Genomic DNA, 24,290 nt, shown 5'->3' on the forward strand with positions numbered 1-24,290 from the left:
GTAAATCGAGGAAGAAAAGGTAACTTTTCTTTATTAACGTACTGAAGGGTGTCAGACACCCTGTACTGCTCTACCGCGCGAAAGCGTGTCAGACACCCTTCATTGTTCTGCAGTGCTAAAGCTAAAAAGCCCTTTCCTGCACAGCAGGAAAGGGCTTTTGGTTAGGATTTTTGGGTTTGGGTCGCTTTTACGACGTGCCTGGGTTTGTTGGGTACTTCATGGTGATGACGGCAACGAGGTTCATATGATTCGGAAGCTCCGACTAGAATAATCGGTTCGTCATATGAAGCTGGGCGTCCATCAATTAAGCGCTGCGTCCGAGTTGCGGGGGAGCCACATACTGGGCAGATCGCTGATAATTTTGTAACGGATTCACTGACTGCCATAAAGGTTGGCATACATCCAAACGGTTCTCCACGAAAATCTAGATCCAAACCGGCTACGATGACGCGGTGACCTCGATCAGCAAGGGTTTGAGCAACCTCAACTACATGCTCATCAAAGAACTGCACTTCATCAATACCTACAACATCTACATTTTCATCCACAACATCAAGAATATCCGTTGAATGTTCCAGTGGTCGAGCTAAGACAGACGTTCCATTGTGACTTACGATGGAATCCTCTGCATAACGGTTATCAATCGCTGGTTTAAATACTTTTACGGAAAGGTTTCCGTATGTAGCACGGCGGACGCGGCGGATTAGTTCTTCTGATTTCCCTGAAAACATACTCCCACAAATCACTTCAATCCACCCGCTGTGTTTCATCACATGCACAAGCCGGTCTCTCCCTTCTCTTCCTCGTTCCTTTTTTATCTTGTACCACTTTCGTGTGTACTATTAAAACTCTATGGTCAAAAGGGGGAAATCGCCTATAATTTGGTCGAATATTCACCCTTACAGCTATTCATGGCATAAAAAAACAGGCAAAAGGTTAGACAATTTGCCTGTTTTTTATCTCCAAAAACTAAGCGACGAATCGTAACTTAGCCAAGGTTGTATTTTTTCTTAAAGCGATCTACACGGCCACCAGCTTTGTCAGCTTTTTGCTTACCTGTGTAGAATGGGTGTGAAGCTGAGCTAATTTCCACACGGATTAGTGGGTAAGTGTTGCCATCTTCCCATTCAACTGTTTCATCGGAATGTAACGTTGAACCCGTTAGGAATTTGTAGTCAGAGCTCGTATCTAAGAATACGACCTTACGGTAATTCGGATGAATTCCTTCCTTCATGCTTTTCCACTCCTTTTTGCCCTGAATCCTTTGGAAACAGAGTTATTCCAAGAGCTTTTAATTGGCTGGATCGACCCAGCCGAACTTAAACTCACATAAAAAGATTATAACAGTAGCCCTTGGTAAATGCAACAGCCATTAAAATACTTAAAACGGCTGCTTTTTTTCTTTAAAATAGCTAAAAATCCTAGTTGGAACGACGTGAGCTTGTCTTCCCTTTCATCTCTTCATCCATGAGTTGGAAAAATTCGTCGTTATTCTTAGAAGATTTTAAGCGACGTAAGAAACGGTCAACGAAATCGTGTTGATCACCCATCGTTTTCCGGATTGCCCAGATCTTCTCAAGGTGTGATTTCGGCAATAGCAGTTCTTCTTTACGCGTACCTGAACGTTTGATGTCGATTGCAGGGAAGATACGGCGTTCTGCAAGGGAACGATCCAAGTGAAGTTCCATATTACCAGTACCTTTGAACTCTTCGTAAATAACATCATCCATACGAGACCCTGTATCGACAAGTGCTGTCGCTAAGATTGTTAAGCTGCCACCCTCTTCAATGTTACGAGCCGCCCCGAAGAAGCGTTTCGGACGGTGGAACGCAGCAGGGTCAATACCACCAGAAAGTGTACGACCGCTTGGTGGGATGACTAGGTTATACGCACGAGCGAGACGCGTGATACTATCCATTAAGATAATAACGTCTTTCTTGTGTTCTACAAGGCGCATCGCACGCTCTAATACAAGCTCTGATACTTTGATATGATTTTCTGGCACTTCGTCGAACGTTGAACTTACAACATCCACATCAGGCTGCACAGAACGCTCAATATCTGTTACTTCTTCAGGACGCTCATCCACAAGAAGAATAATCAATTTCGAATCAGGATGATTTTTAGAAATGCTGTTTGCAATTTGCTTTAAAAGCATTGTCTTACCGGCTTTTGGTGGTGCCACAACAAGGCCACGCTGCCCAAAGCCAACCGGTGTCATGAGATCAATGATTCTAGTTGATAGCTTTTTAGTCTCAGTTTCAAGCCCCATCATACGATCAGGATATAAAGGCGTCAAGGCCGGGAAGTGCACACGCTCTTTTGCTGAATCTGGGTCTTCCCCATTTACCGCATCAACGTGAAGAAGGCCATAGTATCGTTCATTTTCCTTTGGTGGACGTACTTTACCAGATACTTTATCGCCATTTCTAAGATCAAAGCGACGGATTTGTGACGCTGAAATATAAATATCTTCTGCACTTGGAGAATAATTAATTGGACGCAAGAAACCAAAGCCTTCAGAAGGAATAATTTCTAAAATTCCGTCCATGAATAGGAAGCCATCTTTTTCGGCTTGCGCCTTTAAGATCGCAAAGATTAATTCTCGTTTCGTTAACTTCGCATAATAAGAGACTTTGTATTCACGAGCTAAGGAGTATAATTCCTTAAGATTCAATGTCTCTAGATGCGATATGGATAGTGAAACGGACACAATATCACCACACCTACGTTTATTTATTTTTATAATCTATGAAAGGAAACAGTTCGAATATAGCTTCTGTAATGGGTAATAAATGGATCTTTTTAAATGAAGGAAGTCTTTAGAAGCTAGAATAGAAGTTTGCCAACGGGGTTTAAAAAACGAATAAACTATGGATGCTTTTTAAACAACTATCATTTTAACCCTAATCCATCTGTTTATTCAACTCTAGATTAAAAAAAATGACTGCACCCTTTTTAGGAGCAAAATGATTTTGATGTAAGAGGATCTAAAGAAGGGATCATGAATAGGTAAGCGACTACCCATACTTGATGAAGCAGTCGCTCATTCTATCCTCATTTACTGGTTTGATTTATGGCTTAATCACTAGATTTGGTTTCTTCTTCAGAGAATGATCACCGTCAATGAAACGAACCGTTCCAGACTTCGCTCGCATAACAATCGTTTGAGTCGTTGCGTGTACACCTTTGAACTGCACACCTCTGAGCAACTCCCCATCCGTTACGCCTGTTGCGGCGAATATGGCGTCGTCTCCACCACAAAAGTCATCCATATGTAACACTTTGTGAATGTTATCGATACCCATCTTCATACAACGCTCTTCTTGTTCTCTATTCTCCGGGAGTAATTTCCCTTGAATTTCTCCACCTAAACATTTTAGAGCGGCTGCTGCTAAAACGCCTTCAGGTGCTCCTCCGCTTCCGAACAAAATATCAACGCCTGTATGATCAAATGCCGTATTGATTGCAGCTGCTACGTCTCCATCTGATATAAGCTTGATGCGCGCGCCAGCTTGTCTAATCTCCTCGATCAGACCTTCATGTCGCTTACGATTTAGCACAATGGCCACAACATCTTCTACATCTTTGTTCTTCGCTTTTGCGACAGCTTTTAAATTCTCTTCTACAGAAGCATTTATATCGACAGAGCCGACAGCTTCTGGACCTACGGCTAGCTTTTCCATATACATATCTGGTGCGTGAAGAAGTTTACTATGATCTGCAACGGCGAGTACGGATAGAGCATTCCACGTTCCTTGAGCAACAATGTTCGTTCCTTCTAGAGGATCGACCGCTACATCAACACGTGGTCCGTATCCATTTCCGAGTTTCTCTCCAATATAAAGCATCGGAGCCTCGTCCATTTCCCCTTCGCCAATTACGACAGTACCTTTCATGGGAATCGTGTCAAAGACGTCACGCATGGCACTTGTTGCCGCGTCATCCGCTTCGTCTTTCTTTCCTCTTCCCATCCAACGAGCTGATGCTAGGGCAGCAGCCTCCGTTACGCGTACTAATTCCATTGTTAAACTTCTTTCCATGGTAATTCCTCCCCTTGTTTGTAAACGTGAGCGGCGAAGAAGCTCCCTCCCACAAGAGCTCCTCCTTCACGTTTATGCGATGCTTATTTCCCACATCTCCATGGAACACACTTTATGAATTTTGAAATTGTTCGATTTCGGCTTCAGTCATTTTTTCACGCCAGATCACAGCGCCAAGATCAGATAGCTTCTCAACTAAATTCTCATAACCTCGGTCAATGTGCTCAAGACCTGTAATTTCTGTTACGCCGTTCGCCATTAAACCAGCTGCGACTAAAGCAGCGCCTGCTCGTAAGTCACTAGCTTTTACCTTTGCCCCTTGAAGGGTAATCGGTCCATTCACAATGGCCGAACTACCTTCGACTTTAATGTCTGCGTTCATACGACGCAGTTCATCAATGTGTTTAAATCGTGCTTGATAAATCGTATCGGTTACAACGCCTGTCCCAGTTGCCTGTGTTAACAGTGAAGTAAACGGCTGTTGGAGATCCGTCGGAAAACCAGGATAGACAAGCGTTTTAATATCCACACTTTTAAGAGGGTTTGAACGCCTGACAAGCAGCTGGTCATCACGCGTTTCAACCACTATGCCCATTTCTCTTAACTTGGCAATCAAGGACTCCAAGTGAAGCGGTATGACATTATCAATAATGACTTCTTCACCTTTAGCAGCAGCCATAATTGTGTAAGTACCTGCTTCAATTCGGTCCGGAATAATTGTATGCTGGCAACCATTTAAATGGTCTACGCCTTCAATACGAATAACGTCTGTACCTGCACCTTTAATCTTTGCACCCATGCTCGTTAACAGGGTCGCGACATCTATAATTTCCGGCTCTTTTGCCGCGTTTTCAATAACGGTTCGTCCTTTTGCCTTTACAGCAGCAAGCATGATGTTTATGGTAGCTCCTACACTTACGACATCGAGGTAAATGCGTGCTCCACGTAATTCCTCTGCTCTCAGGTAAATCGCACCTTGCTCATTTGTCACTTGAGCTCCGAGTGCTTCAAATCCTTTAATATGCTGATCAATTGGACGAGGGCCTAAGTGACATCCCCCAGGTAAACCGATAACAGCTTTCTTAAAGCGACCTAACATCGCCCCCATAAAGTAGTAAGAAGCACGAAGCTTCTTTACTCGTCCGTTTGGCAGGGGCATAGAGATCATGTCTGAAGGATCAATATAGATATCTTGGCCACGCTTAGAAACGCGTCCTCCGATTTCTTGCAGCAAGTGGCTTAGAGTGTCAACATCAGATATATTCGGTAACCCCTCAATGGTAACAGGCGATTCAGCTAATATAGCTGCAGGTAATAAAGCTACTGCACTATTTTTTGCACCGCTGACACGTACCTGGCCCTTGAGCGAGTGACCTCCTTCAACAAGTAATTTTTCCATGACGGACTCCCTTCTTTCAGTAAAGCCTAATTTTTAATAGGCTTATTTTGCACAATATTTCCAAGTTCATGCAAGAATTATTTATTCCAGTCGTTGTTGAACTTTTCAATACCTTGATCAGTTAATGGATGTTTCACTAATTGATTAATGACTTTCAATGGAATGGTGGCAATATGAGCCCCATGTAAAGCGGCTTCTGTTACGTGCATTGGATGACGTACAGAGGCAGCAATAATTTCTGAATCAATGCTGTGGCGGTCGAAAATTTCTGCGATTTGCGCGATTAAGTCCATGCCGTTTTGACCGATATCATCTAAGCGACCTAAGAATGGTGATACGTATGTTGCACCCGCACGCGCAGCTAAAAGCGCTTGATTGGCATTAAAGATCAGCGTGACGTTTGTTTTGACGCCCTTTTCTGATAATTTTTTAACAGCTTTTAACCCTTCAAGCGTCATTGGAACCTTAATGGTAATATTCTTTGCAATCTTCACTAATTCCTCTGCCTCGCGCAACATTCCTTCTGCATCTTCTGCCATTACTTCTGCGCTAACAGAGCCTTCTACTTCGTCTGTAATCTCTTTTAAACGGTCATGAAACGAAACGTTTTTCTCTTTGGCAACTAGTGAAGGATTTGTTGTAACTCCTGCTAGGATTCCTAATGCGTTTGCCTCACGGATTTCGTCAATGTTTGCTGTATCAATAAAAAATTTCATGTCGATTTCCTCCCCTAATGATGTGTGCATTGTTTTTTCCTTGTCCACGCGCCATTTCGTGGAAAAGGTCTTTCTTTTAGCTCGAATGAACTAGTACTTTCGAACGATAAAACGTTTTCATTGTATATAAAAGGAAACCGCCGATTTACACGGCGGTTACTCTTTTGTTTACTATGCCTTCTGAGAAGAACCGAATTCGCGCATTTTACCGATTACAGTTGCTTTAATCGCATCGCGACCAGGGCCCATGTATTTACGAGGGTCGTAAAGGTCTGGCTTTTCAGCAAGAACTTCGCGAATCGCTTTACCTTGGGATACTTGGTTCTCAGTGTTTACGTTAATTTTAGCAGTACCGAAGGAGATTGCTTTTTTGATGTCATCAGTTGGGATTCCAGTACCACCGTGAAGAACTAGAGGCTTGTCTACAAGACCCATGATTTCTTCCATACGGTCGAAGCCTAGGTTTGGTTCGCCTTTGTAAGGGCCGTGAACAGAACCTAGTGCTGGAGCGAATACGTCAACGTTTGTTTCATCAACAAGTTGTTTACACTCAGATGGGATTGCGTATGCTGCTTCAGCATCGTCAACGATAATATCGTCTTCTTGACCACCAACACGGCCAAGTTCTGCTTCAACAGATACTCCGTGAATGTGAGCTAATTCAACAACTTTTTTCGTAACAGCGATGTTTTCTTCTAAAGGATCATGAGAAGCATCGATCATTACAGATGTGAAACCAGCGTGGATCGCTTCCGCACATTTTTCAAAGCTAGAACCGTGGTCTAAGTGAATCGCAACTGGAACTGTAGTACCGTAAGATTCCATAAGTGCCTCTACCATTGATACAACAACTTTGAAGCCACCCATGTAACGTGCTGCGCCTTCAGATACACCTAAGATTACTGGAGATTTCTCCTCTTCAGCAGCCTGAAGAATCGCTTGAGCGTACTCCAAGTTGTTTAGGTTAAATTGGCCAACACCATAACGGTTTTCTTTAGCCGTTTCTAACATTTCTTTCATTGATACTAGCGGCATGGACTAGTCCTCCTTTATATACTTTCACAGAATCTCAACGTATAGTGTATACACCCACATACGTTCCGATTCTCTGATATAGGAATTTAACACCTTTTCCATGTATAGCATACCAAGTCCGTACCACTGGTGCAACAACACAATCAAACGTTAACGCTTACATATAAAAATTTCCCGCAACCTCTTGTTTATCGCAAAATATTCAAAATAATCTCTCTAATCTTTTGTACATCAAAAGGCTTTCCAACAACTGATTTTACAAGAGAATGGGTGTGAGCCCCCTGCAGGTCATCCTCTGCTAAACCGCTCATAAGTACTGCTGGAACTTGATAGTCTTCCGACTGTAATTCATTTAGTACTTCAAGACCATCTTTTATCGGCAATTTATAGTCCAGTAACATAAGATCTGGATGTTGTTCTTTGACGAAATCGATTGCTTCTTGCCCAGTTTTAGCTTCACCTACGTTATATTCTAGTGTTTTAATGACTTCTCGTAATAGCATGCGTATTCCAGGTTGGTCATCAACCACCAATACTGTTTTCGTCATAGTACCCCTCCATCCGAATCTTTCATCTATTTTTATATGTACGGCCTCTACGTTATGTACATTCGCCCATAGTATGGTTAATTCCTCCCTCTTTTCTAGAAAACCCTTATATTCCCTTTTTACCAATTATTTTACCCAAGGCGAAAAACTCGTTACAATATGAGCGAGTTCACGCAAAAGGAGGGCATGCCGGTGCTTAAAATGTTAGCTACTCAAATTACCGGCCTTTTCAGAGGTATTCATGAAAAGGAAGAGTTTCAAATAGAAGATGTCGCACGTTCCCTCTCTCAAGCTATTGTTGGAGATGGATCCATTTATGTGAAGGGATTCGGGGAGATGGAAGCCATTGAGTCAGAAGTGCGCTCGGGTCCTGAACCGTTACCGAAACAATATGTGTACGAACCATCTGTGCAGTTAAGCCACTTAGACCGGGTTATTGTTGCGGCTCGTTTTGCAGATGATGAAGCGGCTCTATCCTATATTCAAAAGGTGCAAAATGAGGGTGCAGAAGTGATCCTGATCGCTGCAGCAACGAAGGAAAAGAATCCAGCGAAAGACCAGGCTGATTTCTTTATCGACACGAAAGCAAACGGACCGCTTCTTCCATTTGAAATGGACCGCGTCGGATTCCCGAGCACCATCGCAATGTTGTACGTCCACCAAGCCCTCTTCGTCACCGTCAAAGAAATCACAGACGAGTACGACATCGACTAACAGCGCTTTACCACTATAAAGTAATGGCGCGTGCCAGACACCGTTTAGTGCTCTACCGCAGTGCAGGGTGTCTGACACCCTTTGTTCTTTTACTGTGTTAAAGCTAGTGCTATAGAAAAAGCCTGCCAGGGGTCTGGCAGGCTTTTTTGGTATCGTTTTTTGCTTATTTCTGACATGCTCCGATGAAGCCGTGGAATAGGCTTTGTGGGTTTGTCGGGCGTGATTTGAATTCTGGGTGGAACTGAGATGCGACGAACCAAGGGTGATCTTGAAGTTCAATGATCTCAACAAGGCGACCGTCTGGGCTTGTACCAGAGAATAGGAAGCCTTGGTTTTCCATTTCTTCACGGTACTGATTGTTAAATTCGTAGCGGTGACGGTGACGCTCATAAATCACTTCTTCGCCGTATGCTTCTTTTGTACGAGTACCTGCCGTTAACTTCGCAGGGTATACGCCTAAACGAAGCGTTCCGCCCATATCTTCTACGTCCTTTTGTTCAGGAAGAAGGTCAATGATTGGGTGAGCCGTTGTTGGGTCGATTTCAGCAGAGTGTGCACCCGTGTAACCAAGTACGTTACGGGCAAATTCTACTGTTGCTAGTTGCATACCTAAGCAGATACCAAGGAATGGTACTTTCTTTTCACGAGCGTAGCGGATGGCTTCGATTTTTCCTTCAATGCCGCGGTCACCGAATCCGCCTGGCACTAAAATACCGTCAGCGTGAGAAAGTTTTTCCTCAACGTTTGAAGGTGTCACTTCTTCAGAGTTCACCCAGTCAATTTTAATATCGCTATCAAAGGCATAACCTGCGTGTTTTAGTGCTTCAACAACTGAAATATATGCATCCGGAAGTTCAACATATTTACCAACTAGTGCAATTGTCGTTTCCGCTTTTAAGTTCTTCACGCGGTCTACAAGTCCGTTCCACTCTGTCATATTCGCTTCACCGCAGTTTAATCCGAAGTGATCACACGTAATTTGGTCAAGACGCTGTTCTTGAAGCATAAGTGGTACGTCGTAAAGTGTCTCTGCATCTCCAGCTTCAATAACTGAGTTCTCATTAATATCGCAGAATAGTGCAATTTTGTTTTTCATATCTTGGCTGATTGCGCTCTCTGTACGAAGAACAATCACGTCTGGCTGAATTCCAAGTGAACGCAGTTCTTTTACAGAGTGTTGCGTCGGTTTTGTTTTCATTTCTCCTGCGGCTTTAATGTATGGCACAAGCGTACAGTGTAGGTACATCACGTTTTCTTTGCCGATGTCACTCTTGATCTGACGAATGGCTTCTAAGAATGGAAGAGACTCAATGTCCCCTACTGTTCCGCCGATCTCTGTGATGACTACGTCTGCGTTCGTTTCTTTACCAGCACGGAAAACGCGCTCTTTAATTTCGTTTGTGATGTGAGGAATAACCTGTACCGTTCCTCCTAAGTAATCACCGCGACGCTCTTTCTTGATGACAGTAGAATAAATTTTACCTGTTGTAACGTTGCTGTATTGGCTAAGGTTAATATCGATAAAACGCTCATAGTGACCAAGGTCTAAGTCCGTTTCAGCTCCGTCTTCTGTTACGAAAACTTCACCGTGCTGATATGGGCTCATCGTCCCTGGGTCTACGTTAATGTATGGATCAAACTTTTGAATCGTTACCTTCATTCCACGGTTCTTTAATAAACGACCAAGTGATGCTGCTGTAATCCCTTTACCAAGCGAAGAAACAACCCCACCTGTTACAAAGATATATTTCGTTTCTGCCATTTCGTCATCCCTCTTCCTTTATTTAATCCTTAGGAGGTCTTCGATACTTATATGCTACACATTTCATTATCTTTTTATAAAATAGAAAAGCGCTCCCGTTAAATCTAACGGGAGCGCTTATTAATTCCGATCTCTTTTAGAGAGCCCAAATAAAATAATACTGACTCAGGGTAAGAAAGTCAAGAACGCTTATAAATCTTTGTTCTCTTCTTCTTCCTCTTCCTCATCATCATCTTCTTCATCGTCGCCATCATAAACATTCTTTTCCTCATCGTCATCATAGCTTGGATCTGTGTCTTCGTCTTCTGCTAAGTCGAAGTCTTCATCTAAGCCACTATTCTCTTCTCCATCTTCGTCGAGGTCAAGTTCTTCGTCGTCAAGGTCAAGATCGTCTTCAATTTCTTCCTCTTCGATGTCTTCCTCTTCTTCAACAGGAGCTGCTGCTGCTTTTTTCTTCTTAGGAGCAGCTTTCTTTTTCTTCTTAACTGGAGCTTGAATTTCTTCTTCTGCTTGTTCTACTGGGTACCAACGCTTTAGTCCCCACATGTTAGAACCAATGGTAAGGAAACGGCCATCTGTATTTAAATCCGTATAGAATTGTGCAATACGGTCCGTTTTCTCTTCTTTTGAAAGTCCTTTAATCTCGCTAATTTTATTAAATAGGTCTTGAAAATCTAGCGCTTGCTTTTCGTCAAGTAGGATCTCATGCGCGATTTCTAGCATAGACATTTCAGCAATTTCGTCGTGGCTATAGTTTTTAAAGCTCACGTACAGCACTCCCTTTATATCAAATATTTACTCATCATAACATAATAGTATAAATTCTACGTTGCTCGCTTTCAACCATATCATACATTATAAACAATTGAATATTGTTTATGCTAGAGTTTCGCCGAGTTTTTTCACAAGAACCCACTGATCCCCTTTAACACACTACAGCACAACAGGGTGTCAGACACCCTTCACCCCTCTACTGCACTACAGCGTGTCTGGCACGCTTTATCTCTCTACCTCATCAGAGCGCGAGAAAGGGGAACCACATAGGTTCCCCTTTTTGTTACATGTTGCGGCGGTATTGGCCACCGACTTCGTATAGGGCGTTGGTGATTTGGCCGAGACTTGCGACTCTTACGGTGTTCATGAGCTCTTCGAAGATGTTGCCACCGCTTGCGGCGACTTCCTTCAGTTGCTTCAGTGCTTCTTCTGTAACCCCTTGATGTTTTCCCTGGAATTCCCGTAGAGACGTAATCTGATGCATCTTCTCTTCCTTCGCCGCTCGGGCAAGCTGCATAGAGTTGATGTCATCCTCTGATGATGGATTCGGGTTCAGGTACGTATTGACGCCGACGATCGGTAACTCACCACTATGTTTCTTCCCTTCATAGTAGAGTGATTCCTCCTGAATCTTACCACGCTGATACTGACGCTCCATCGCGCCAAGTACCCCGCCGCGGTCGTTTATCCGTTCAAACTCTTGCATAACCGCTTCTTCAACTAAATCGGTTAGCTCTTCCACAACGAATGATCCCTGCAAGGAATTCTCGTTCTTCGTAAGGCCGAATTCTTTATTAATGATCATCTGAATCGCCATTGCCCGGCGGACCGATTCCTCAGTCGGTGTTGTAATGGCTTCATCATATGAGTTCGTATGAAGCGAGTTACAGTTATCCTGAATGGCGATTAACGCCTGAAGCGTTGTACGAATATCGTTAAAGTCAATCTCCTGCGCATGCAAGGAGCGACCTGACGTTTGAATATGATATTTCAGCTTCTGACTTCGTTCATTTGCCCCGTATTTATCTCGCATAACAATGGCCCAGATGCGACGGGCGACTCGCCCAATAACGGTGTATTCCGGATCCAGTCCATTTGAGAAGAAGAAGGATAGATTCGGAGCAAACTTATTAATATCCATGCCACGACTTAAGTAATACTCCACATACGTAAATCCATTAGCCAGAGTAAAGGCAAGCTGCGAAATCGGGTTCGCTCCAGCTTCTGCAATATGGTACCCAGATATAGAAACAGAATAGTAGTTTCGCACCTCATGATCGATAAAGTACTGCTGAATATCCCCCATCATCCGAAGAGCAAATTCTGTCGAGAAGATGCACGTATTCTGTCCCTGGTCTTCTTTTAAAATATCTGCCTGAACGGTTCCGCGGACGACTGATAGCGTCTCTTCCCTGATCCTCTCACGTTCTTCAACGGATGGCTGTCGACCTTCGCGCTCCTTAAACTGCTCTAGCTGCTGATCGATCGCTGTATTAAAGAACATGGCCAGAATAATTGGAGCAGGTCCGTTAATGGTCATGGACACAGACGTTGTCGGCTGACATAAATCAAACCCGTCATACAGCTTCTTCATATCCTCAAGCGTACAGATGGAAACGCCACTCTCGCCGACCTTCCCGTAAATATCCGGACGCTCATCCGGGTCTTCCCCGTACAACGTCACCGAGTCAAAAGCTGTACTTAAACGCTTAGCTGGCTCGCCTTCTGATAAGTAGTGGAAGCGGCGATTTGTGCGCTCTGGCGTTCCTTCTCCAGCAAACTGACGAGTCGGATCTTCCCCTTTACGCTTAAATGGAAACACTCCGGCTGTAAATGGGAAAGCGCCTGGCACGTTTTCCTTTAGCATCCACAATAACCGGTCGCCCCAGTCTTGATAATGAGGGAGCGCGACTTTCGGGATCTTTAATCCTGACAAAGTTTCTGTATTTAAGTCCATCGTAATTTCCTTGTTACGGACTTTAAATGTCATATTATCCTGGGCATAGCGTTCCTTCGTCTCATCCCAATCTTCTAGCATCTTCTTGAAATCTGGTTCAAGCTTTTTCTCATAGAAGGCTGCCATTTCATCCACTTGTTCCCTTAAGTCTTCATTCTCTAAGACACTTACGGCACCTTTTAGCTGATACCACTTCCTGGCCACTTCACTCTGTTTGTGAGCCTCTTCGTGGTACCCTCTAACAGATTGCACAATATCACGTAAGTATTGGCGTCGCTCTGGTGGGATGATCAGATTTTGCTTCTCAACATCTGTTACCCGTTCAAAAGATGTGCTTTCCTGCCAATGATGCGTTTCATTAAGCTTATCAACCATCGCAGCAAACAACGTATTCGTGCCTGGGTCATTAAACTGACTCGCAATCGTCCCATACACTGGAAATGCTGATGGGTCCTGGTGGAACAAACCGTGACTTCGTTCATACTGCTTCCGGACCTGCCTTAACGCATCAGCGGATCCTTTTTGTTCAAATTTATTAATGACGATAAAGTCAGCAAAATCAATCATGTCGATTTTCTCAAGTTGAGACGGCGCGCCGAACTCTGCTGTCATGACGTACATGGAAAGGTCCGTTACATCCGTAATCGCCGCATCTCCCTGACCAATGCCGCTCGTCTCAACAATAATCAGGTCAAAACCAGCCACTTTCACAACATCGATCGCTTCTTTAATCGATTTCGACAGTTCACTTCTAGAGTCACGTGTTGCAAGTGAACGCATGTATACCCGGTCCGAGAAGATCGCATTCATACGTATGCGGTCTCCGAGCAGCGCCCCGCCGGTCTTTTTCTTTGTGGGGTCGACGGAAAGAATCGCTATCTTTTTGTCCGGAATCTCATTTAAGAAACGACGGATTAATTCATCCGTAAGAGAACTCTTTCCTGCTCCTCCTGTTCCTGTAATTCCAAGAATCGGCGCCTGTGAAGGTTTCTCGGCCAACAATTGCTCAACAGCTGAAGCCACTTCCTCATTTGCGTTGTCGGTGTTCTCCACATACGTAATAAACCGGGCGATGGCCTGAGGACTGCCATCTTTTAAACTCGCAAGCCCTTCATCTAATTCAAGAGGTGTGACATAATCACAATCTTCAAGCATTCTATTAATCATACCTTGGAGTCCATATTGGCGGCCGTCTTCCGGTGAGAAAATCCTTGAAACGCCGTATTCATGAAGTTCTTTAATCTCTCGTGGGATAATAACCCCACCCCCGCCTCCGTAAACGCGGATATGACCGGCCCCTTTTTCCTGCAGTAAATCCACCATATATTTAAAATACTCGACGTGACCACCTTGATAAGATGAGATGGCAATCCCTTGCGCATCTTCGTGAATGGCCGCATTTACCACTTCTTCTACTGAACGATTATGTCCGAGGTGAATAACCTCAGCCCCGCTCGCCTGAAGGATCCGGCGCATAATATTAATCGATGCGTCGTGACCATCGAACAAACTAGAAGCCGTTACAAAACGAACGGCGTTCTTCGGCTGATAGATTTGTGCTTGTTCCATTTCATTTCCCTCCTACTTAGATAGGCTCTGACAGTGATAATCCTTGAAACAAAAAATGCATCTGTCGTTCTGTGTACGATTGCAGGGTAAATTCCTTCTGGAGCACCCAGCGCCTGAATCCCCACATCTGTCCCTGAACGAAGATGTTATTGGCCAAAAGCTTGCGGTCTTTCTCATGAATCGGTTCCGGAAGGCAGTTCTCGATGACGCATTCAATCATATGGAGCATGTCCCGCTCCTTTTGCAAAACATAATCTTGTGCATCTTTTGGAAGAGACTTTACTTCCTGATACATCACGACGACCTCATCCTGCATGTCATCCATCAGTTGAAAATAAGATCGGATCGCGCGCTCAAGACTGTCCATCCCCGTTTCATTCATATCAATGACAGCTTCCATTCGTTCTTTAACATGTTCATAGATGAAGTCACAAACGAGGAACAATACATCTTCCTTCGTTCGGATGTATTCATAAAGCGTTCCGATGCTGAAGCCAGATGCTTTGGCCAGTTCTCGTGTTGTTGTCTTATGAAAGCCTTTCTCTTTAAACAAGGCAACGGCACCTTTGATCATCTGGTCGCGCCGCTTCTTAATCAATCGTTCATCTTTAATGGATGATGGCACCTTCTTCGTCACGAACTCCCCATCCTTCCCCGCTGCTTCTTCCATTCTTCCAGCCAGGCACTTGCCTGTTCATACGGATCAAGATTGTCTTCTTTTAATTGTTCCTGCTTTGCCTCATCCGCTTCTACGAATGTCTGCACGTCTTTCCACAATTCCTCTCGCATCAGGTCATAGACCTCAAGCTCAAGCTGGTCCTTCCGCTTTTTCCTGCCCGCTTCGGTTTCATCTAAATACGTGCGATGCTGAACGAACTCTTGCCAAAGCGCGTTAATTCCTTTGTTCTCCGTTGAAATCGTCTCAATGATCGGATTCACCCATTCGGTGTGTCCTGCAATCATCAACAATTCTTCAAGTTGCACCTTCAGCTTCCGGACACCAGGAAGATCCGCCTTATTCAACACGAATAGATCCGCTATTTCCATAATGCCTGCTTTAAAAATCTGCAAGACATCTCCACTGTTCGGTGTGAGCACAACAGCCGTCGTATCGACCACTTTCATAATATCGAGTTCCGACTGGCCAACTCCTACTGTTTCAACGAGGACGACATCGAATCCGTATGCATCGCAAATGCGTATGGAATCTTTCGTAGCCCTTGATAACCCTCCAAGACTGCCACGCGTTGCCATACTCCGAATAAAGATACCCGGGTCTGTAAAGTGCTGCTGCATGCGGATTCGATCTCCAAGAAGGGCCCCTCCGCTAAACGGACTTGTTGGGTCAACAGCAATGACCGCTACTGTTAACCCAAGCTCCCGTAAATGCGTTAACAGACGATTAACGAGCGAGCTCTTCCCCGCACCAGGTGAGCCTGTAATGCCAATATAATGAGCCTGTTTCTTTATCGAAAATACATCACTAAGGAGGGCCAACTTGTCAGGATGGTTATTTTCGACTAACGTAATGGCCCTCGCCATCGCCCTGATGTCTCCTGCCTGAATGCGTTCAGCTAGCTCGTGCATCGAACCTTCCTTTCTATTCCTTCGTCAACATCCGTCCAATAACGAGACGCTGAATCTCGTTGGTGCCTTCATAGATTTGCGTAATCTTCGCGTCACGCATGTAGCGCTCGACCGGATAATCCTTCGTATACCCATAGCCTCCATAGACCTGCACCGCTTCAACAGTTATACGCATGGCCGCGTCCCCTGCGAATAGTTTCGACATCGCGGATGCTTTCCCGTAAGGCTTTCCTTCTGATTCAAGCCACGCCGCCTGATATGTAAGAAGTCTCGCTGCTTCTACTTCTGTTGCCATATCGGCTAGTTTGAAAGAAATTCCCTGGTTCTGGGCGATCGGTTTACCGAACTGTTCTCGTTCCTTGGCGTAACCGACGGATGCATCAAGCGCTCCTTGCGCAATTCCAAGTGCTTGCGCGGCAATCCCATTACGACCACCATCAAGCGTAGTCATCGCAATCTTGAACCCTTCTCCTTCAGCTCCAAGCCTATTTTTCGCCGGAACTTTACACTCTTCAAAAATTAACTCTGTTGTAGGAGAGGAACGAATGCCTAACTTTTTCTCCTTCTTACCGAAAGTAAATCCAGGTGTTCCTTTCTCTACGATAAAGGCACTTATCCCTCTATGTTTTGCGTCTACATCCGTTTTGGCGAAGACAATATACGTATCAGCGACGCCGCCATTTGTAATCCATACCTTGCTTCCGTTTAATACGTAGTGGTCTCCGTCTTTCTTCGCCGTCGTACGCATGGACGCCACATCAGACCCTGCCCCTGGTTCAGAGAGCGCATAGGCACCAAGCTTCTCTCCTCGTGCTAGTTCGGCTAAGTATGTTTTCTTCTGTTCTTCGTTTCCGTATTTATATAGCGGCCAGCTTGCAAGGGAAATGTGAGCAGAGAGTGTTACCCCTGTTGAAGCACAAACGCGCGAGAGTTCTTCTACCGCAATTACATAGCTAACGTAATCAGATCCGATCCCTCCGTATTCTTCCGGCCACGGAATCCCCGTTAGTCCAAGTTCCGCCATCTTATCGAAAATTTCACGGTCAAAACGTTCCTCTTCATCTCGCTCCGCTGCTGTTGGTTCAACTTCGTTCTTCGCAAAGTCACGTACCATTTTACGAAGCATTTCTTGTTCTTCTGTTAATTGAAAATTCATCCTCGTTCCCCTCCGTTACTTAGCTAGTAAATGTTTGCTAATGACCATACGCTGAATCTCGTTCGTACCTTCGTAAATCTCACATACCTTCGCATCGCGGAATAAGCGCTCTGCGTCGTAATCTTCTGTGTATCCATAACCCCCATGAATCTGCACAGCCTCAATGGCTGCATCCATGGCTGCTTTTGACGCATAGCGTTTTGCCATAGAGGCCTCTTTGCCACAAGAAATACCAATGGATCTAAGAGATGCGGCATGATAGGTTAATAGTTTTGAAGCTTCAAGGGACGTTGCCATATCCGCCAATTTAAACGAAACACCTTGTTGCTGTGCGATTGGCTTACCAAATTGCTCGCGCTCTTTCGCGTAGGCAACAGATTGCTCAACCGCTGCTTCTAAAATGCCGAGAGATTGAGCTGCAATGCCGATTCGTCCAACATCGAGGTTGGCCATGGCAATCTTAAACCCTTCTCCTTCTTGCCCTAAAAGCTGCCCTGCAGGAATATGGCACTGGTCGAAATTAAGCTGCACCGTACCTGACCCGTGCATGCCCATTTTCTTCTCTTTCTTTCCTACCTCAAATCCAGGCGTTCCTCGCTCGACGATAAAGGCTGAGATTCCTTTAGACCCGGCTTCAGGATCAGTTCTTGCGAATACGATAAATGTGTTGGCATCCGTTCCGTTTGTAATAAACACTTTGGACCCATTCAGCACGTAGTGATCGCCATCTTTCTTGGCTCGCGTGCGAAGTCCACCGGCATCAGAACCTGCGCCTGGTTCTGTTAAAGCGAATGCGCCGATGTATTCACCGCTAGCTAGCTTTGGAATATAGGTTTTCTTTTGCTCTTCTGTTCCGAAATAAAGAATTGGATTTGTCCCGACTGACGTGTGGACGGATAATATGACACCAACGGAGCCACTTACCCGGGACAGTTCATGAATGGCAATGATGTAAGAAGTAAAATCCATTCCTGCACCGCCATATTGCTCAGGTATCGGAACTCCCATCAACCCCAGTTCTCCCATTTTCTCAATGAGTTCTGTCGGGAAACGATCTTCTCGTTCCATTCGCTCCACAGCAGGAGCCACTTCACGTTCGGCAAAGTCACGGACCATTTTGCGCATCATTTCTTGTTCTTCTGTAAATTGTAGGTTCATGATTTAACCTCCTAGCTGTACTGGTAAAACCCTCGTCCGGACTTCTTACCAAGCCATCCTGCTTTCACATACTGACGGAGAAGCGGACATGGTCGGTATTTGCTGTCACCGAATCCTTCATGAAGGACTTCCATAATGTATAAACACGTATCTAGACCGATAAAATCAGCAAGCGTAAGCGGCCCCATCGGATGATTCATACCAAGTTTCATCACTTCATCAACCGCTTCAGGTGTTGCCACGCCTTCATACACGGTATAAATCGCTTCGTTAATCATCGGCATCAGTACTCGATTCGAGACAAAGCCCGGGAAGTCATTAACCTCTACAGGTGTTTTACTTAACTGCTTCGTAATTGTCTCAATCGCTTCATAGGTTTCATCACTCGTTTGCAGTGCACGAATGATCTCAACAAGCTTCATCACCGGGACAGGATTCATAAAGTGCATCCCAATCACTTGAGATGGCCGCTCGGTCACTACCGCGATTTCAGTAATCGGTAAAGAAGATGTGTTAGAAGCTAAAATGGCATGAGATGGTGCATGTTCGTCTAGTGTTTGAAATACTTTCGTTTTAACGTCCATATTCTCTACTACCGCTTCGATCACAAGGTCACAGTCATAGCTATCTTCAAGCTTTGTCGTTGTTTGAAGACGCTCTAATGTTGCTGCTTTTTCCCCTTCAGATATCCGTTCTTTCTCAACAGCTCGGGAGAGTCGCTTCTCAATCCCGCTTCTCCCTTTCTCAAGAGCGTCTTCTGAAAGGTCGTTCAATTTCACTTGAAACCCAGCCTGTGCAAAGACCTGAGCGATGCCGGCTCCCATTTGTCCAGCACCAATGACCATCATTGTTTTCACATTCATATCTCGTGTCCTCCCCCGTGTTACTGTTTCGGTACTTCAATCATGATGGCATCGCCTTGACCGCCACCGCTACAAATTGCCGCAATTCCCGTTCCGCCTCCACGACGTTTTAACTCATACATAAGGGTCAAAATAATGCGTGCTCCACTCGCGCCAATCGGGTGACCTAAAGCTACAGCACCGCCATTTACGTTTACTTTCTCTTCATCTAATCCAGCAATCTTCCCACTCGCAAGGGACACAGCAGCAAATGCTTCATTCACTTCAAATAGATCAATTTCATCAATGGATTTGCCCGTTTTCTTCAAGATGGCGTTGATGACGCGTCCCGGTGTTTCTGGGAAATCCTGCGCTTCAACTGCCACTTCTGCATGACCGATTACCGTAGCAAGTGGTGTGTATCCGTTCTCGTTTGCATACTCATCTGACATCAGAAGCATGGCACCTGCACCGTCATTCACACCAGGTGCGTTTCCTGCTGTGATCGTTCCGGTCGGATCAAATACCGGACGTAATTTCGCTAGAGCTTCAACGGATGTGTCTTTACGAGGCGCTTCATCTTGCTCGACAACAACTGGGTCGCCTTTGCGCTGTGGGACTTCAACTTTGGTAATTTCATCAGCCAATTTGCCCTCTTCCATTGCTTTAACGGCTCTCTGATGGGAGCGATAAGCCCATTCATCCTGTGCTTCTCTGCTCACCTCATACTTCGTTGCTGTATTGTTGCCGTAGTTCCCCATATGAACGCCCTCAAATGAACACGTCAGACCGTCATGCACCATCATATCTTTCACTTGCTGGTCGCCCATCCGGAAGCCCCAACGTGCTTTCGGTAGGAAATACGGTGCGTTCGACATGCTTTCCATACCTCCGGCCACAATGACTTGTTCATCTCCTAAGCGAATAAGTTGGTCGCCAAGCGTGACGGAGCGCATACCAGATGCACATACCTTGTTAATGGTTTCTGTCTTTACTTCCCACGGAATGCCAGCGTGACGAGCAGCCTGCCTGGAAGGGATCTGCCCTTGCCCACCTTGTAGAACGGTTCCCATAATGACTTCGCCCACGTCTTCTGGTTTAAAATTCGCTCGCTCTAGTGTCGCTTTAATCGCCGTACCACCAAGTTGTGATGCCGTTAACGAACTAATTGATCCTCCCAATTTACCAAAAGGTGTTCTTGCTCCTGCTACAATCACTGTCTTCGCCATACTTTATTCCTCCCTTATTTGATAACGCTTTCAAAATTCCCAACAACTTTTCTTCTTTCGACAACGTTACTCCACCCTGATTGAACGCTCGTTCAACATACATGCATAAAAGAACTTATCAGGATTCCAACCAAAATGAACCTGTCCCTTATGAACCACTAATCAAGGCTTTCTTTGAACAGAATGAGGAGGCGTCCAAATCAGTGGACGCCACACATCCTTTATAGTCACTCTATTTCGACAATTAAGCCGTTTGTTCCTCTTTTTCTGAACCGAAAATGGAACGAGCTAAGATTTCTGCTACATCTTCTGTTGCCACATCTTCTTCTACTTCTTTCGCTTTTGTTCCGTCACTAAGCATTGTTAAGCAGAACGGACAGCCACTAGAGATTGTCGTTGGCTCTACTTTTAACGCCTGCTCTGTTCGGGCTACGTTCACGCGGTTCCCTGTTTTCTCTTCTGACCACATTAAGCCTCCACCGGCTCCGCAGCACATTCCGTTTTGGCGATTACGCTGCATTTCAACGACCTCAACCCCAGGAATTTGCTTCAGGATATCGCGAGGTGGTTCGTACACTTCGTTATAACGACCAAGGTAACAAGAATCATGGTACGTAATCTTTTCTTTTACTTCGTGACTCGGCTGTAAGCGACCATCTTTCACAAGCTCGGCTAATAGCTCCGTATGATGATACACTTCAGCTTCAAAACCAAAGTCCGGATACTCCTGTTTGAATACGTTATAAGCGTGCGGATCGATCGTGACAATCTTCTTCACTTCCGCTTTTTCAAATTCTTTAATGTTCTTCTCGGCAAGATCCTGGAATAAGAATTCGTTTCCTAGACGGCGGGCTGTATCCCCTGAGTTTCGCTCTTTGTTACCAAGTATCGCAAACTTCACACCCGCTTCATTTAACAAGCGAGCAAATGACATTGCAATCTTCTGTGAACGATTGTCGTAAGAGCCCATTGAACTTACCCAGAACAGATACTCAAATTCTTCTCCGTCTTTTTGAAGCTCCTTAACGGTTGGAATGCGAACAGATTCGTTCTCTTTCTTCCAGTTCTCACGCTCTTTCTTAGAAAGCCCCCAAGGGTTCCCTTGGCGTTCAATGTTCATCATGGCACGTTGAGCATCTTGGTCCATCTTCCCTTCCGTTAGCACGAGGTAACGACGAAGGTCGATAATCTTATCAACGTGTTCATTCATAACCGGACACTGGTCTTCACAGTTACGGCACGTCGTACAAGCCCAGATCTCTTCTTCTGTAATGACGTCTCCGATTAAGCTAGATGTTTCAACATTCTCTAAGCTTGCCGCTGTTTCATTTTGAGAAGCTTTCGCCATTTGAGCCAGTTGATTCCCGTTTGTGTTTGAGAATGCATAAGTTGGTACCCAGGGTGACTGACCTGTTACGGCGGCTCCTTTTTCTGTTAGATGATCACGTAGTTTAATGATTAAATCCATAGGACTTAGCATCTTGCCTGTACCTGAAGCCGGACAAGCGTTTGTACAACGTCCACATTCTACACAAGCATATAGATCAATCATTTGCAGATAAGTAAAGTCTTCGATCTTGCCTGCTCCAAATGTTACTTCTTCTTCATCTTCCCCTTCGATGTCGAAGTCGATCTTTTCAAGCTTCCCTGCACGTTTATCCTGCGCCATAAACACGTTCACAGGACCTGCGAGTAAGTGAGCGTGCTTGGATTGTGGTACGTAAACAAGGAATGTAAGTAAAATCAATAAGTGGACCCACCAAGAGATAAAGAATATGGCGGCAGCTGCCGTTTCGCCAATCCAGCTAAATAGAAAGGCAATCCCTGAAGCCACTGGCTCAGACCATGTTAACTCTTCCCCGTGCCAAATAATCTCCATCCCGTTTCCAAGTAAAACAGACACCATTAATGTACCGATAAAGATTAGGACTAGACCAGCTTTCAAGCCACGTTTCAGACGAACGAGCTTCTCGATGTAACGACGATAAAACGCCCAAACCACGGCTGTAATAATCGTTAAGGTCACAAGTTCCTGGAAAAATGTGAACCCAGGATAGAGCGGACCTAGCGGTAAATGACCCTCCTCACTAAGACCTTTAATAATAAAATCAATGGCACCAAATTGAACTAAGATGAAGCCATAAAACATCATGACGTGAATGGCGCCCGATTTCTTATCTTTCAATAATTTCTTCTGGCCGAACACATAGACCCAAATATCCTTCAGACGTTCTTTTAACTGCAGATCAAAATCCATTTTCTTGCCAAGTTGAATGTAGGCAATACGCGTTCTAACAACTCGTACAAACAAATACAAACCGTAAGCGGTTACAATTAAAAACATAATCCAATTTAATAACAGTAAATCCATTCACTGCGCCCCCTTTGTTTATATGCGTGTTTTCTTCTACCTTCTCCATAACCCCTTTTGGACATAAACAAGAAAACAACAAAAATATTCTGACATCTATATCCTTATATTACAGAATGAATGAACATTCAGTCAACATCTTTCCTTCTTATTTATGTTCAATTTTATATAATTCAGGGAAAGATAGAAGTATGCTTACTTATTTGAAAGCCTTGAAAGGAGCTTATCTCCGTTTATGATCTTTATATATATTATTGCAGCCATTGCTATATTAATCGGTCTACTATTATTAGATTTCTCATTAGGAAAAAAACATCACAGAAAAAACGTACGCTTTCTCGATTTCCAAAGTACAACAGGTGATTATCAAATTTACACAAACGGTGACCCTTTGTTCGAAGACCTCTTCCAAGACCTAAGGCACGCTAAGAAGAAGATCGATATGATGTTCTTTATCATCAAGACCGATGAGATTAGCCAAGAATTGTTGGAGATCTTAAAACAAAAGGCAGAAGAAGGTTTACAAGTTCGCTTACTCGTTGATCGGATTGGCAGCTATCGCATTAATTCAAAAGTCATTAAGGATTTAAACCAATCAGGAATCGAGTTTGCCTATAGCGAAAAACCAAAATTCCCTTATTTCTTCTACCGGTCACAACGGCGTAACCACCGCAAGATTACAATTATTGATGGTGATGTAGGATACATAGGAGGCTTTAATGTAGGACGAGAATACTTAGGTAAGGATGCTGAGCTTGGCAAATGGCGAGATTATCACCTTCGATTACTCGGAGATATTGTACAGCACCTTCAATCTACGTTTTTCGATGACTGGTACCTAGCGACGGGTCACCATGATGAAGAGCCGGTCCCTACTGAAACGGAAGGAGAAAAATGGATTGAAATAGCCGCAACAGATGGTGTGCAACTTGAAGATGTCTTTGAAAGCTTAATCTGTCAGGCGAAAGAGGAAATATTCATCGGTACACCTTATTTCATTCCGAGCGAACGTTTGTTTAAATGCCTGACTGATGCTCTAGAGCGCGGGGTCAATGTAAAAGTAATCGTGCCTATGAAGGCCGATCATCCGCTTGTGAAAGAAGCAGGTCTTCCTTATATGATGCGTCTCATCGATGCAGGTGGCGAGGTGTATATGTTTGATCAAGGTTTCTATCACGCCAAAGTGGTTATTGTGGATCAACAATTATGTGATATTGGAACAGCTAACTTTGACCGTAGAAGTCTGTTTTTAAATAAAGAAGTCAACACAATTATTCATAACCCGCGTTTTGTGATGGATCTGCGTTTGGCCTTTTTAAGAGACGTACAGGACAGCCAACCCCTCAACGATCACCTGATCCAGCTCTTTACCATTCGAACAAAAATCAAAATAGGAATCGCTCGCTTGTTCCGCCCCCTACTTTAAGAA

At 44.5% G+C, this 24,290-nt stretch carries 20 protein-coding genes; 2 read left to right on the top strand and 18 right to left on the bottom strand.

Annotation, left to right across the window (positions count from 1 at the left end):
* Window positions 1-161: 161 nt before the first annotated feature.
* The 8 genes from IMZ31_RS17620 to IMZ31_RS17655 all read right to left on the bottom strand — a co-directional run bounded on the left by IMZ31_RS17620 (window position 162) and on the right by IMZ31_RS17655 (window position 7,742).
* The gene (locus IMZ31_RS17620) at window positions 162-779 is read right to left on the bottom strand and encodes a thymidine kinase (protein WP_036780035.1); all 618 of its coding nucleotides are present in this window, start codon (window positions 777-779) and stop codon (window positions 162-164) included.
* 209 nt (window positions 780-988) lie between these two features.
* Window positions 989-1,234: a type B 50S ribosomal protein L31 gene (locus tag IMZ31_RS17625; RefSeq protein WP_036780038.1), complete on the bottom strand. Its 246-nt coding sequence runs from the start codon at window positions 1,232-1,234 to the stop codon at window positions 989-991.
* 187 nt (window positions 1,235-1,421) lie between these two features.
* Window positions 1,422-2,714, bottom strand: coding sequence for a transcription termination factor Rho (gene rho, locus IMZ31_RS17630; RefSeq protein WP_207528549.1), 1,293 nt, complete (start codon window positions 2,712-2,714; stop codon window positions 1,422-1,424).
* Between the two features lie 361 nt (window positions 2,715-3,075).
* Complete coding sequence (glpX, locus tag IMZ31_RS17635; protein ID WP_207528550.1) at window positions 3,076-4,044, bottom strand: class II fructose-bisphosphatase; 969 nt, start codon at window positions 4,042-4,044, stop codon at window positions 3,076-3,078.
* A 112-nt stretch (window positions 4,045-4,156) separates the two neighbouring features.
* Window positions 4,157-5,443, bottom strand: coding sequence for a UDP-N-acetylglucosamine 1-carboxyvinyltransferase (locus IMZ31_RS17640; protein WP_188650592.1), 1,287 nt, complete (start codon window positions 5,441-5,443; stop codon window positions 4,157-4,159).
* Between the two features lie 77 nt (window positions 5,444-5,520).
* Window positions 5,521-6,159: a fructose-6-phosphate aldolase gene (gene fsa / locus IMZ31_RS17645; RefSeq protein WP_188650594.1), complete on the bottom strand. Its 639-nt coding sequence runs from the start codon at window positions 6,157-6,159 to the stop codon at window positions 5,521-5,523.
* Window positions 6,160-6,330: 171 nt separating this feature from the next.
* Window positions 6,331-7,194 (bottom strand): class II fructose-1,6-bisphosphate aldolase, encoded by an 864-nt coding sequence (gene fba, locus IMZ31_RS17650; RefSeq protein WP_036780048.1) that lies wholly within the window; start codon window positions 7,192-7,194, stop codon window positions 6,331-6,333.
* Window positions 7,195-7,382: 188 nt separating this feature from the next.
* The gene (locus IMZ31_RS17655; protein ID WP_207528551.1) at window positions 7,383-7,742 is read right to left on the bottom strand and encodes a response regulator; all 360 of its coding nucleotides are present in this window, start codon (window positions 7,740-7,742) and stop codon (window positions 7,383-7,385) included.
* 201 nt (window positions 7,743-7,943) lie between these two features.
* On the opposite strand from IMZ31_RS17655, the gene IMZ31_RS17660 reads away from it, so the two are divergent.
* On the top strand, window positions 7,944-8,456 hold the full coding sequence (locus tag IMZ31_RS17660; RefSeq protein ID WP_242705730.1) for a DUF2529 family protein: 513 nt from the start codon (window positions 7,944-7,946) through the stop codon (window positions 8,454-8,456).
* Window positions 8,457-8,619: 163 nt separating this feature from the next.
* On the opposite strand, the gene IMZ31_RS17665 is transcribed toward IMZ31_RS17660, so the two are convergent.
* From IMZ31_RS17665 to IMZ31_RS17710, 10 genes are all read right to left on the bottom strand, one after another.
* Window positions 8,620-10,218 carry a CTP synthase gene (locus tag IMZ31_RS17665; protein WP_207528553.1) on the bottom strand — a complete coding sequence of 533 codons (1,599 nt, stop codon included), beginning with the start codon at window positions 10,216-10,218 and terminating at the stop codon, window positions 8,620-8,622.
* A 189-nt stretch (window positions 10,219-10,407) separates the two neighbouring features.
* The gene (rpoE, locus tag IMZ31_RS17670) at window positions 10,408-10,986 is read right to left on the bottom strand and encodes a DNA-directed RNA polymerase subunit delta (RefSeq protein ID WP_207528554.1); all 579 of its coding nucleotides are present in this window, start codon (window positions 10,984-10,986) and stop codon (window positions 10,408-10,410) included.
* 289 nt (window positions 10,987-11,275) lie between these two features.
* Window positions 11,276-14,518 (bottom strand): fused isobutyryl-CoA mutase/GTPase IcmF, encoded by a 3,243-nt coding sequence (gene icmF / locus IMZ31_RS17675; RefSeq protein WP_207528555.1) that lies wholly within the window; start codon window positions 14,516-14,518, stop codon window positions 11,276-11,278.
* A 16-nt stretch (window positions 14,519-14,534) separates the two neighbouring features.
* A complete protein-coding gene (locus tag IMZ31_RS17680) occupies window positions 14,535-15,188 on the bottom strand; it encodes a TetR/AcrR family transcriptional regulator (protein WP_207528556.1) in 654 nt (217 codons plus the stop codon).
* Window positions 15,152-16,105: a methylmalonyl Co-A mutase-associated GTPase MeaB gene (gene meaB, locus IMZ31_RS17685; protein WP_207528557.1), complete on the bottom strand. Its 954-nt coding sequence runs from the start codon at window positions 16,103-16,105 to the stop codon at window positions 15,152-15,154. Before meaB ends, IMZ31_RS17680 begins: the two co-directional genes overlap by 37 nt.
* A gap of 13 nt (window positions 16,106-16,118) precedes the next feature.
* Window positions 16,119-17,261: an acyl-CoA dehydrogenase gene (locus IMZ31_RS17690; protein WP_207528558.1), complete on the bottom strand. Its 1,143-nt coding sequence runs from the start codon at window positions 17,259-17,261 to the stop codon at window positions 16,119-16,121.
* 15 nt (window positions 17,262-17,276) lie between these two features.
* The gene (locus tag IMZ31_RS17695; protein WP_207528559.1) at window positions 17,277-18,419 is read right to left on the bottom strand and encodes an acyl-CoA dehydrogenase; all 1,143 of its coding nucleotides are present in this window, start codon (window positions 18,417-18,419) and stop codon (window positions 17,277-17,279) included.
* An 11-nt stretch (window positions 18,420-18,430) separates the two neighbouring features.
* Window positions 18,431-19,282, bottom strand: a complete 852-nt coding sequence (locus IMZ31_RS17700; protein ID WP_207528560.1) for a 3-hydroxybutyryl-CoA dehydrogenase — start codon at window positions 19,280-19,282, stop codon at window positions 18,431-18,433.
* A 20-nt stretch (window positions 19,283-19,302) separates the two neighbouring features.
* Window positions 19,303-20,490, bottom strand: coding sequence for an acetyl-CoA C-acetyltransferase (locus tag IMZ31_RS17705; RefSeq protein ID WP_207528561.1), 1,188 nt, complete (start codon window positions 20,488-20,490; stop codon window positions 19,303-19,305).
* 244 nt (window positions 20,491-20,734) lie between these two features.
* Complete coding sequence (locus IMZ31_RS17710; protein WP_207528562.1) at window positions 20,735-22,861, bottom strand: (Fe-S)-binding protein; 2,127 nt, start codon at window positions 22,859-22,861, stop codon at window positions 20,735-20,737.
* A 235-nt stretch (window positions 22,862-23,096) separates the two neighbouring features.
* On the opposite strand from IMZ31_RS17710, the gene cls reads away from it, so the two are divergent.
* Window positions 23,097-24,287, top strand: a complete 1,191-nt coding sequence (gene cls / locus IMZ31_RS17715; RefSeq protein ID WP_207528563.1) for a cardiolipin synthase — start codon at window positions 23,097-23,099, stop codon at window positions 24,285-24,287.
* The last annotated feature ends 3 nt before the right edge of the window (window positions 24,288-24,290 follow it).

The organism is Pontibacillus sp. ALD_SL1, from assembly GCF_017355605.1.